Raw genomic sequence first — 398 nt, 5'->3', positions numbered from 1 at the left:
CTATTCATATCTTCTAGTGTGCTGAAGACGTAGATTCGGCCTTCCATGCGCATTTCACCATAGAATGGCTGGGCTGGCGCTACAGTGCATTCAATCAGATCAATACTTGGAATACCTGAACGCTTCTTCTTATCTTCGCCTGTCAAAGCAAACTTTAGGGTTTCGCCTTTAGGGCCTGCACCGATGCGTGCAACCATGTAAGCAGTATGCCCAGTCTTAAGGAAAGATTGGTATAAGGCTTTATCATAGAAAAAGTAAATACGGCCATCGTGGTGTACTTCATATAATGCCGGTACCTTTACTGACATCTTTGTTTGCGTTTGCATTGTTTCAGACGCTGAAGTAGCTTCTTTTGTATCCGTGCTTGCGCACGCAGCTACACCAAGAGCCATAACCGT

General features: G+C 45.0%; 1 pseudogene. It reads right to left on the bottom strand.

Going from position 1 to position 398, the window contains the following annotated elements:
• Positions 1-326 (bottom strand): annotated as a pseudogene (locus A3766_RS10675) (hypothetical protein); the annotation flags it as partial.
• Positions 327-398: the final 72 nt, after the last annotated feature.

The organism is Oleiphilus sp. HI0132, from assembly GCF_001635845.1.
This window is presented reverse-complemented; position numbering and strand designations above follow the sequence as displayed.